The organism is Litoreibacter meonggei, assembly GCF_003663885.1.
Taxonomy (GTDB): Bacteria; Pseudomonadota; Alphaproteobacteria; order Rhodobacterales; family Rhodobacteraceae; genus Litoreibacter; species Litoreibacter meonggei.
In genome coordinates this window covers 147,715-156,781 of record NZ_RCCE01000002.1, presented here as the reverse complement: position 1 = coordinate 156,781, position 9,067 = coordinate 147,715, and the positions used below count along the sequence as shown (strand labels likewise).

The window sequence follows — 9,067 nt, the reverse complement described above, 5'->3', positions numbered from 1 at the left end:
CTGGTGCAATGGCGTGCAAATTTCCGCTTTATGAATCGGGTATCGTCAGGGCGGGTTGCACATGTTCATTGGAACCAGCGCCAGCTTTCGTGCACCGCTGTAGCTGCCTTCGCTGATGCTGAGACAGGCGATCTCAAGCTCTGGGTGCAAGGCATAGTATAAGTTGGGCAGGTGGCGCGTTTGTCCATCTGCCAGCTGTATTTCGATAATTGGTTCGCTTCGCGCCGCAGAGGTGTCGCTCACGCTCGAGGGGCCGCGTGCTGTGATGTTAACTGTTTGGTACATAATGGATTTTTGCGGCTCGAATTTCGACAGGATAGCAACAGATCCACCAACCACGACTAAGAGCGCAACAAGCGTGTAGCCGATGATGCTGACAATGGTCCGTGGGCTTGCGCTCAATAGGTCGCCCGCCCACCGGACAGATCAAATACCGCACCTGTGGTGAACGAGTTCTCGGCGGAGACGATCCACGCGATCATGCTGGCGGCTTCCTCTACCTCCAGGAACCGCGCACGGGGGATTTTGGAGAGCATGTAGCCGATATGCTCCTCGCTCATCTGGTCAAAGATTGGCGTGCGGGCGGCGGCGGGTGTGAGGCAGTTCACCCCGATATTGTGGCTCGCGTTTTCCTTGCCTGCGGACTTGGTGAAGCCAATGACCCCCGCCTTGGAGGCCGAATAGGCGCAGGCGTTGGGATTGCCTTCCTTGCCCGCAATCGAGGCGATGTTTAGGATGCGGCCATAGTCGCGGGCCTGCATGCCCGGCAGTACTGCTTTGTTGGTGTTGTAAGTGCCGGTCAGGTTGATGGCGACGATTTGTGCCCATGCGTCGTCGTCATAGTCTTGGATCGGGGCGTTTGGGCCTGCAATGCCTGCGGAATTGACCAGAATGTCGACAGGGCCAAGAGCGTCCTCCGTGGCGGCGAGTGCGGCTTTGACCGATGCCATATCCGAGATGTCGCAGGTGGTGTTGAAATTGCCGGAGATCGCGTCTTGCATGTCCCAGACCGCAACCTTTGCACCTGAGGCCTGAAGGCGTTCCGTCACAGCCAGCCCGATACCTTGGGCGCCGCCGGTGACCACGGCCACGCGGCCGGACAAATCGTATGTGTTCATCAAAAATCCCTCCAGATGTTCAGGCTAGTCGCAGATGCCGTCCAACTCCACCCCGCTCCAAGGCAAAAGCACTTTTGACTTGTCGAGACGAGTGGTCATGGCGGCGAGATTGAAATGGGGGGTCAGCAGGCGCTCCAGCCGCGTGGTGCGGGGGGCCTTGGGGGCAAGGGCGGCGCAGCAGACATATTCGGCGGCGATCGCACCTTGTTGCTCGTATCCGAAGTCGAGGAATTTTGGTGTTTCTGACAGCTCGAACAGGTAGGGGTCTGGTTGGGTCCGATGCTCGCGCGCGGCTTTTAGCGGGTGATATCCGGTGGTCGCGCGGTTTTGCCATTGCCACACATGGACCAGCTCATGGGCCAGAAACATCGACGCCAGTAGCAAGGCCGCATCGGGGTAGGCGGGCAGGTAATCGCGGGCAATGTAGTCCGGGTTCACGTTGATTGTATTGAATAAAACCGTAGCCCCCGGCGCGCCGGTCACGGTGGGGCCTTCGGGGGGAGGCAGCAGTTTCTGTGCGCACGTGGTGCGAGGGGGCGCGGGGTAGGTCGCGTTGTAGAGCTTCAGGACGGGGGCCTGACGGATCCGCACCTTGGAGGCGTCGAGATCGGAACCGTGGAACTCGGACGCGAAGCGCATCTCGGCCTCGGACAGGGGGCGACCGCAGGCGGTAAGGCTCAGGAAAGCAAGGAGAATTAGCGAACGCATGGCGCACAGTGGCAAGTCTTTGCGACAAGGGCAAGAGGGTTTGACTTGGCGCAAGACGAAGGTTTCAGAAGCTGCTAATCTGACCGCAAAACGAATGGAGGCGCAGATGAAAATTGTTTATTTACTGGCACTTGGCCTGTTGGCAGGATGCACGCAGGAGCCGCCCACAGGGGCGCAATTGTTTGCGGATAATTGCACGGCCTGTCACGGCGCGGATGGCACCGGATCGGGCTGGGTGGCGTCGGGTTTGGAGCGCAAACCAGCTAATCTGACGACCCTAAGTGCCCGTAACAAAGGTGTTTTTCCGATGGAGCGGGTGTTGAGCACAATTGACGGTTTCCACCGGAATCCGACCTTCGAGACGGCGATGCCGGAGTTTGGCAGCTTCTTCTCGGGGCCGATGGACCAGATCGAACTGGACGGGGTGATGACGCCTGTGCCGGAGCCGTTGCTGCTGGTGGCGGAGTATCTGCGCAGCCTGCAAACAGAGTGATTTTGACGGTCTGCAGACGGTCGGCAAAGCGTCGGCTTTGCGTCGGGCACTGAAGCGCGGTTGACGCATATCAAGGCGCGGGGCGCGGTCGCCCTGTAGACTTGGACGTGTCAGCAGAGGAGTGCACATCATGATCCGATCTATCGCTTTGGCCGTCGCAATTTTGGCCCCGCTCACCGCCGCAGCACAGGACGCGGAGGCGGGTGGCGACTTGTTCATGCAGTATTGCGCCACCTGCCACGGGGTGGACGCGAAGGGGGGCGGGCCGATGAACTCGGTCTTGGTGATCCAGCCGACCGACTTGACCCGGCTTGCATCCGAAAATGACGGGGTGTTTCCGCGTGTTCGTGCGATCAGCCGGATCGACGGGCGCGATCCGCTGGTGTCGCATGGTAGCCCGATGCCGATCTTCGGGCAGTTCTTCGAGGGCCGTGGCGAGACCATCCGCGGCGAGGACGGGGTGATGATCATGACCAGCCAGCCGGTGATTGATCTGGTGGCGTATCTGGAAGGGGTGCAGGAGTAGGGGTTACTCCCCCGCGCGAAATCAAGGCCGCAGGCCGCCGCGCATCGCCGTCACGCCCCATGGGGCGGCGATTTTGCTCATATCGGGAATGGTCAGTTTTGGGGGAAGTGCTTGGCTGCCATTAAGTGGCCGTCACGGAGGTTTGATCGCCACCCCGCGTGACGGCGATGCGCGGCTCATGACTCCCAATTAAAAGACGACTTGTTCAAAACCAATCGAGCTGGGTGGGTGAGCCTTAAACGATGGTACATATAGGCATCTACCCTACGATCCTGCATCTAGGAAAGTCGTCGAAAATCGTTCCCCACACCAATCTTTGCCAACTCTGTTAAGGCGGTCGCGTTCGCTTTGAGGGATGTCGAAACCATAGATGCGAACCGCTCTGGCGAACTTGATAATGTAACCACAGCGCGCTCGTGTGACAGGCGGCGACCATTCCCCTGGAATTTTTGCGCCCTTCTTTGAGTTCAACGAAGCAGCCATAGGCACAAGAAATTTTTGGTCATTGTGAAATTCTCGACGCTTCTCTCTGCTCCAACAACTTGCACCATGTGCCCAAGCCCAACTCAAAGGGACTATGTGATCAATCTCGACTTCGTCCGCATCGTACAGATTTCTATCAGAGTATGGGTCATACCATTTCCCAGAAACAACCTTATTACTGAGCATCCTCACAAGTTTGGGATCGGTCGCCAGTCGAACCAGCAGGTCTGTCCTGACACTAATTTGGTTCTCGACGGCCCACACGCCGAATGCTGCGCGAGTGTAAGGAAGGCTCTCGCACGGCTCGGGCTCCGCATGAGACGGGGAAGAAAAAAATAAAATAAGAATCGCGGTTCTCACGATTTCCTTAAACATCCACATCCTCAACAAACTTCGCGTTTTGCTGGATATACTCGAACCTCAGTTCCGGCTTTTTGCCCATGAGGCGCTCGACCAGGTCGGAGGTTTCGCCCGGCTCGTCTTCCTGCACGGTCACACGGATGAGGACGCGGGAGGCGGGGTCCATTGTGGTTTCCTTCAAATCCTTCGCATCCATCTCGCCCAGACCCTTGAACCGCTGCACGTCGATTTTTCCCTTGCCGCCCAAGCCCTTGGCCATAGCGGCTTCCTTCGCGACATCATCGGCGACGTAGAGCCGTTTGGGGCCTTGGGTCAGGCGATAGAGCGGCGGGCAGGCGAGGTAGAGGTGGCCTTGGTCGATCAGCGGGCGCATCTGGATGAAGAAGAAGGTCATTAGCAAGGATGCGATATGCGCCCCGTCGACATCGGCGTCGGTCATGATGATGATCTTGTCGTAGCGCAGATCCTCGACGTTGAATTTGGTGCCCATGCCGCAGCCAAGCGCCTCGCATAGATCGTTGATCTCGGAGTTCGAGTGCAGCTTGCCGGACGCCGCGCCCAGCACGTTTAGGATTTTACCTTTGAGGGGCAAAAGCGCCTGATTAACCCGATTGCGCGCGCCCTTGGCGGAGCCACCGGCAGAGTCGCCCTCCACGATGAACAGCTCGGTGCCTGCGCGGGTTTTCGACGTGCAATCGGTCAGCTTGCCGGGCAAGCGCAGCTTTTTGGTGGCGGATTTGCGGGAGGTCTCTTTTTCCTGCTTGCGGCGCAGGCGTTCCTCGGCCCTGAGCACAAGGAAGTCGAGGATCGCGCCGGCGGATTTGGTGTCGGAGGCGAGCCAGTTGTCGAAGTGGTCGCGCACGGCCCCTTCGGTCATTTTGGCGGCGGCCTCAGTGGACAGGCGGTCCTTGGTTTGGCCGACAAATGCGGGCTCCGCGATGAAGCAGGAGACCAGCGCGCAGCCGCCGGACATCAGGTCGTCGCGGGTGATCTGCGCGGCCTTTTTGTTGTTGGTCAGCTCGCCATACGCCTTGATGCCTTTGAGGATCGCGGCCCAGAAGCCTTGCACGTGGGTGCCGCCTTCGGGGGTCGGCACGGTGTTACAGTAGCTTTGGATGAAGCCGTCGCGGGCGGGGGTCCAGTTGATGGCCCATTCGACCTTGCCAGCGGCGTTGAACTTTTCGTTGAAGTCGACGGTGCCGGCGAAAGCGGCGTCGGCATAGGTGGTGGCCTTGCCGAGCGTTTCGGTGAGGTAGTCGGACAGGCCGCCGGGGAAGTGGAAGGTGGCGGTTGTTGGCGTCTCGCCGTCGTCGATCTCGGTCTTCCAACGGATTTCCACGCCGGAGAACAGGTAGGCCTTGGAGCGGATGGATTTGAACAGGCGGGCGGGCTTGAAGCGGTGGTTGCCGAAGATTTCGGCGTCCGCGTGGAAGGTTACCGTGGTACCGCGGCGGTTCTGGGTGGGGCCCATCTTTTCGATGGGACCAAGGGGGATGCCGCGGGAGAAGCGCTGCTCGAACAGCTCCTTGTTGCGGGCGACCTGGACGACCATGCTGTCGGAGAGCGCGTTGACCACGGAGGCCCCGACGCCGTGCAGACCGCCGGAGGTCTGGTAGGCCTTGCCGGAGAACTTGCCGCCTGCGTGGAGCGTGCAGAGGATGACTTCGAGGGCGGATTTGTCAGGGAACTTGGGGTGCGGGTCGATCGGGATACCGCGCCCGTTGTCGGAGATGGTGACGGAGTAATCGCCGTTCAGCGTGACCTCGATGCGGTTGGCGTGACCGGCGACGGCCTCGTCCATGGAGTTGTCGAGGACTTCGGCCACCAGATGGTGCAGCGCGCGCTCGTCGGTGCCGCCGATATACATGCCGGGGCGTTTGCGGACGGGCTCCAGCCCCTCCAGCACCTCGATGGAGGAGGCGTTGTAGTCGTCTTGGCCCTGACTAAGAAGGTCGCTCATACCGCTGCTCGTTTTTGTTGGTTTGCGACGCAGTATGCCAGAGTGATGAAGGAGGGGGAAGCGCTGTCATAGGGGGGATCCAGGACAAAACCGCGGATTTGTGATACCGTAGCCCATCCTGCCGGACGGGGCAGGTGATGTTGTGAGTTATTTTGTCATACGAGGGCATGGTCGCCGTGGCGCCCTGCCTGCCGACAGCAAGCGGCAGATCGCGTGGCGAACGCAGCATGTGAAACCAGACCGACTATTACCGAGTAAGAAGGGGACGGAACTATGATGAGAGTATTATGCGCGGCCTGCGTGATTGCGATTTCAGGCTGCTCGACGCTGAGCGAGCTTCAAGGTACCCAAGAGTATTGGAGCGAGTTTAAACCGACGGGACAGGTCTACGAATACGAAGGCAAATCCTATGATGTCTACCGTGGCACGGCGGATGCCAGCTATCAAGGTGAGGACTGGAAACGGTCAGCTTTGGTGCTGTTTCCTGCGGGAACTGCCGGCGCAAGCATCAAGACGGAGAACATCCGCGCGGTGTGCTGGGACCATGAGAAAAAACCCTGTGAACAGGTCTTCGGTATAGAGCTTCGCGGTACGACCAAAAAGACCCGTGAAGAAATGGGCATGGGGTACTAGGTCGCAAGGGGGCGGGGTGGCCTGAAACTCCGGCCTTACAGTTTGCTACAGCGGTTTTTGATGCGCTTCATCCGTCTGGCGTAATCGTCGCCATTGTCGCGCGTCCACATTTTGCCCTGAATTTTCATGCAGCGCTTGATGTCTGACGAGGCGTTTTCCATGCCCGTATTGATGGTTGTGCCGACGGCCATGCTGATGCCTGCGACGGCGGCGGTCAGCAGCACCCAATCGACGACGGCGGCACCTGAAGTGTCGCGTAGGAAACGTGCGAGTGCGCCGCGTGTTTTGTTGGTGGTGAGAGTGCGTATCATACTGTTGCTCTTGTTACGGATGACGCTTCGGTAAAGCGGGTCATTACACATTGATCTGAATTGAAGTTAACTTAGCGTTAATTGACAGGGGATTAGAGCCGCAGCTTGACGAAATCGCGACATCACTGTGACATTCGCCCAGTGACATCATAAAGCGCCCGCCGCGCTATTTGGTTTGCCCCTGCGCGCGCTTGCTTCTATGGCTGGATATATGACGTTTCCTCAGCATCTCCGCGCCGTTTTGGTTCTTGGTCTGCCCTTGGTCGGCTCGCATCTGGCGCAGTTTGCCGTGCATATGGTCGATACGATCATGCTGGGCTGGTACGATGTCACGGCCCTTGCAGCGAGCGTGCTGGCGACGTCGTTCTTCTTCGTGGTGTTCATCATGGGCGCGGGCTTCTCCTTTGCCGTGATGCCGATGGTGGCTGAGGCCGCCGCATCGGAGAACGGCACCCGCATCCGCCGCGTCACCCGCATGGGGCTTTGGTTGTCGTCGCTCTACGCGCTGGCGTTCCTGCCGTTGATGATCTGGTCGGACCCGTTGTTGCGGGCTTTGGGGCAAGACCCCGAACTGTCGGCACTTTCGCAGGATTATCTAAGGATCGCGGGATTTGGATTGTTCCCGGCCCTGCTGGTCATGGTGATCAAGAGCTACCTTGCCGCATTGGAGCGCACCGGCGTTGTTCTGTGGGTCACCATCATGGCCGTGTTCTTGAACGTGCTGGTGAATTACGCGCTGATTTTCGGCAATCTGGGAATGCCGGAGCTGGGGCTTCGCGGGGCGGCGATTGCTTCGGTCATCTCGCAGGTCGTGACGCTGGCGGTGCTGGGCGTCTACGTGATGCGCGGGTCGGCGACGCGGGAGCATGTATTGTTCCAGCGCATCTGGCGACCGGACCCCGAAGCCTTTCGCGAAGTGTTCCGTCTGGGCTGGCCGATTGGGCTGACCAATCTGGCAGAGAGTGGGATGTTCTCGGCCTCCGCGCTGATCATCGGGCTGATTGGCACCTTGCCTTTGGCAGCACATGGCATTGCGCTGCAAATCACCGCCGCGACTTTCATGATCCATGTGGGACTGAGCCAAGCAGCCACTGTGCGCGCGGGGCGCGCCATGGGGCGGCGGGATTGGGACGGGCTGGCCTTGGGCGCACGCGCCGTAGTGATGCTGTCGATGGGGGCCGTGGTCTTGGCAACCATCGCCTTCTTGACGGTGCCGGAGCTGTTGATGACGGGCTTCCTTGACCCCGACAGCCCCGACCGAACGGCCATTCTGACCATTGGTGCCAGCTTGCTGGTCGTCGCGGCGTTGTTCCAACTGGTCGATGCGGGGCAGGTGATGGCGCTGGGCTTGTTGCGCGGCATACAGGATACACGTTGGCCGATGTATGCGGCGGCGCTGAGCTATTGGGGCTTGGGCATTCCCGCGAGCTACGTGCTGGGGGTGAGTTTGGGCTATGGCGGCGTCGGCGTCTGGCTTGGCTTGGTGATCGGGTTGATGTTTGCGGCGGGCGCGCTTTGGTGGCGCTTTGCACGGCGGTATGCCGAATTGAAAGTTGCCTAGCGGGAGGGGCAGCCGCTGGTCTGCGCCTGCCCCCGTTTGGTTAGATAAAGTCGAAATTGAAGTCGAAGGTGTCGAGCATGGTTTGCGCGCCGCCGATATCGAAAGCCGCCATGTCGAGCCAGTTCGCAGCCGGAGCACTCGCGATCTCTGTGTCCGGCTGGGCAAGCGTTTCGCCCGCCATGTCGTCTGCATCGGGATTACAGTCGAAGGCGAACTGGAAGAAATCCCCGTTCTGTAGGCTGGCGAGCAGCTCTTCGAGGTTGAAGCCGCCGGAGGGGGCGGTGGGAGGTTCGGGTTCCGGCGCTGGTTCCGGCTCTGGCTCAGGTGCCGGTTCGGGATCGGGTTCGGGCGCTGGCTCTGGTTCGGGAACCGGCGTTGGTTCGGGATCTGGCGCTGGCTCAGGGGTCGGCGTAGGGGCGGGCGCGCTGCCTGTGTCCAGATCGACCTCGCCTTGCGTGGAGCCGAAGTTCTGCGTCACGATCACCGAATTGTATTCGCCGCTGCCGTAGTCAAAGTCGCCGACATCAATCCCGATCCCGATATAGTCAAGGTCGGGGTCCAGCAGATTGGCGCGGTGGCCGGGGCTGTCCATCAGGTTTTCGTGCAACTGGGCCACGTCGTCCTCGTATCCGGGATCGCCGCGCTCGGACTGGATGGCGATATTCTCCGCCGTCTGCCAGCTTCCGTCGAGATCGAAGCCCGCAGCCTGTATGCGTTGCGTAGCGGTCGAGCCGCCCGCGCCGGTATGCGAGAACACGTCCGCATTCAGCATCCAGTCGGAATGCGCATCTGCAGAGGCGTTCAGGTTTTGCTCCAGTTGAAGTGTGTCGAGGCCGCGGGACGTGCGCTCGTCGTTGATAAGGTCAAGCATGTAGCGCTCGAGATCTGTGGCAATTGCCATGGTGTGTCTCCTT

General features: G+C 59.9%; 11 protein-coding genes. 4 read left to right on the top strand and 7 right to left on the bottom strand.

Features of this window, described 5'->3' with window-relative positions:
* Positions 1-45: 45 nt before the first annotated feature.
* The 3 genes from BCF46_RS05520 to BCF46_RS05510 are packed head-to-tail and all read right to left on the bottom strand — an operon-like array spanning position 46 to position 1,826.
* Positions 46-402: a hypothetical protein gene (locus tag BCF46_RS05520; RefSeq protein WP_121022580.1), complete on the bottom strand. Its 357-nt coding sequence runs from the start codon at positions 400-402 to the stop codon at positions 46-48.
* Positions 399-1,118, bottom strand: coding sequence for an SDR family NAD(P)-dependent oxidoreductase (locus BCF46_RS05515; protein ID WP_121022578.1), 720 nt, complete (start codon positions 1,116-1,118; stop codon positions 399-401). Before BCF46_RS05515 ends, BCF46_RS05520 begins: the two co-directional genes overlap by 4 nt.
* Before the next feature lie 24 nt (positions 1,119-1,142).
* On the bottom strand, positions 1,143-1,826 hold the full coding sequence (locus BCF46_RS05510) for a hypothetical protein (protein WP_121022576.1): 684 nt from the start codon (positions 1,824-1,826) through the stop codon (positions 1,143-1,145).
* Between the two features lie 106 nt (positions 1,827-1,932).
* Between BCF46_RS05510 and BCF46_RS05505 the strand changes: the two genes are divergently transcribed.
* Both BCF46_RS05505 and BCF46_RS05500 read left to right on the top strand, forming a co-directional pair.
* Complete coding sequence (locus BCF46_RS05505) at positions 1,933-2,319, top strand: c-type cytochrome (RefSeq protein ID WP_170157867.1); 387 nt, start codon at positions 1,933-1,935, stop codon at positions 2,317-2,319.
* 130 nt (positions 2,320-2,449) lie between these two features.
* Entirely contained in the window at positions 2,450-2,845 is a 396-nt protein-coding gene (locus tag BCF46_RS05500) for a c-type cytochrome (protein WP_211332777.1), read from the top strand.
* A 264-nt stretch (positions 2,846-3,109) separates the two neighbouring features.
* On the opposite strand, the gene BCF46_RS20185 is transcribed toward BCF46_RS05500, so the two are convergent.
* Positions 3,110-3,514 carry a GmrSD restriction endonuclease domain-containing protein gene (locus BCF46_RS20185; protein ID WP_425454416.1) on the bottom strand — a complete coding sequence of 135 codons (405 nt, stop codon included), beginning with the start codon at positions 3,512-3,514 and terminating at the stop codon, positions 3,110-3,112.
* A 181-nt stretch (positions 3,515-3,695) separates the two neighbouring features.
* On the bottom strand, positions 3,696-5,648 hold the full coding sequence (gene parE, locus BCF46_RS05490) for a DNA topoisomerase IV subunit B (protein WP_121022570.1): 1,953 nt from the start codon (positions 5,646-5,648) through the stop codon (positions 3,696-3,698).
* 273 nt (positions 5,649-5,921) lie between these two features.
* On the opposite strand from parE, the gene BCF46_RS05485 reads away from it, so the two are divergent.
* Positions 5,922-6,281, top strand: coding sequence for a hypothetical protein (locus BCF46_RS05485; RefSeq protein WP_121022568.1), 360 nt, complete (start codon positions 5,922-5,924; stop codon positions 6,279-6,281).
* 35 nt (positions 6,282-6,316) lie between these two features.
* On the opposite strand, the gene BCF46_RS05480 is transcribed toward BCF46_RS05485, so the two are convergent.
* Complete coding sequence (locus BCF46_RS05480; RefSeq protein WP_121022566.1) at positions 6,317-6,592, bottom strand: Flp family type IVb pilin; 276 nt, start codon at positions 6,590-6,592, stop codon at positions 6,317-6,319.
* A gap of 199 nt (positions 6,593-6,791) precedes the next feature.
* Here BCF46_RS05480 and BCF46_RS05475 point away from each other — a divergent pair, with 199 nt between their 5' ends.
* Positions 6,792-8,153 carry an MATE family efflux transporter gene (locus BCF46_RS05475; protein WP_121022564.1) on the top strand — a complete coding sequence of 454 codons (1,362 nt, stop codon included), beginning with the start codon at positions 6,792-6,794 and terminating at the stop codon, positions 8,151-8,153.
* A 40-nt stretch (positions 8,154-8,193) separates the two neighbouring features.
* On the opposite strand, the gene BCF46_RS05470 is transcribed toward BCF46_RS05475, so the two are convergent.
* Complete coding sequence (locus BCF46_RS05470) at positions 8,194-9,054, bottom strand: CAP domain-containing protein (protein ID WP_121022562.1); 861 nt, start codon at positions 9,052-9,054, stop codon at positions 8,194-8,196.
* Between the last annotated feature and the right edge of the window lie 13 nt (positions 9,055-9,067).

What these genes read in the sequence shown, in the direction of transcription:
- parE (WP_121022570.1), bottom strand. Translation starts at nt 5,648, where the DNA reads ATGAGCGACCTTCTTAGTCAGGGCCAAGACGACTACAACGCCTCCTCC.
- BCF46_RS05505 (WP_170157867.1), top strand. Translation starts at nt 1,933, where the DNA reads ATGAAAATTGTTTATTTACTGGCACTTGGCCTGTTGGCAGGATGCACG.
- BCF46_RS05485 (WP_121022568.1), top strand. Translation starts at nt 5,922, where the DNA reads ATGATGAGAGTATTATGCGCGGCCTGCGTGATTGCGATTTCAGGCTGC.
- BCF46_RS20185 (WP_425454416.1), bottom strand. Translation starts at nt 3,514, where the DNA reads ATGCTCAGTAATAAGGTTGTTTCTGGGAAATGGTATGACCCATACTCT.
- BCF46_RS05510 (WP_121022576.1), bottom strand. Translation starts at nt 1,826, where the DNA reads ATGCGTTCGCTAATTCTCCTTGCTTTCCTGAGCCTTACCGCCTGCGGT.
- BCF46_RS05475 (WP_121022564.1), top strand. Translation starts at nt 6,792, where the DNA reads ATGGCTGGATATATGACGTTTCCTCAGCATCTCCGCGCCGTTTTGGTT.
- BCF46_RS05470 (WP_121022562.1), bottom strand. Translation starts at nt 9,054, where the DNA reads ATGGCAATTGCCACAGATCTCGAGCGCTACATGCTTGACCTTATCAAC.
- BCF46_RS05515 (WP_121022578.1), bottom strand. Translation starts at nt 1,118, where the DNA reads ATGAACACATACGATTTGTCCGGCCGCGTGGCCGTGGTCACCGGCGGC.
- BCF46_RS05500 (WP_211332777.1), top strand. Translation starts at nt 2,450, where the DNA reads ATGATCCGATCTATCGCTTTGGCCGTCGCAATTTTGGCCCCGCTCACC.
- BCF46_RS05480 (WP_121022566.1), bottom strand. Translation starts at nt 6,592, where the DNA reads ATGATACGCACTCTCACCACCAACAAAACACGCGGCGCACTCGCACGT.